This is a genomic window from Streptomyces sp. NRRL B-1347 (assembly GCF_000720325.1).
Taxonomy (GTDB): domain Bacteria; phylum Actinomycetota; class Actinomycetes; order Streptomycetales; family Streptomycetaceae; genus Streptomyces.
Map to the genome: position 1 here is coordinate 1 of NZ_JOJM01000298.1, position 344 is coordinate 344.

The following is a 344-nucleotide window of genomic DNA, read 5'->3' on the forward strand; positions in this document are numbered from 1 at the left end:
TCAATGCCTACCGGCAGCTGGCGGCCGCCAGTGACTATCCGCTGCACCTGGGTGTGACCGAGGCGGGTCCCGCTTTCCAGGGGACGATCAAGTCGGCGGGGGCGTTCGGTGCGCTGTTGGCGGAGGGCATCGGTGACACGATCCGGGTCTCGTTGTCGGCGCCTCCGGCGGAGGAGGTCAAGGTCGGCATCCAGATCCTGGAGTCGCTGAATCTGCGCCAGCGTCGTCTGGAGATCGTTTCGTGTCCGTCCTGTGGTCGTGCGCAGGTGGATGTGTACAAGCTCGCGGACGAGGTGACGGCGGGGCTCGAGGGCATGGAGGTGCCGCTGCGGGTCGCGGTCATG

Annotated in this window: 1 protein-coding gene; it reads left to right on the forward strand. The window is 67.2% G+C overall.

All coding sequences use genetic code 11. From position 1 onward, the window contains the following. On the forward strand, positions 1-344 hold a 344-nt coding region (locus IG74_RS0145065; RefSeq protein ID WP_030689768.1), incomplete at both ends, for a flavodoxin-dependent (E)-4-hydroxy-3-methylbut-2-enyl-diphosphate synthase.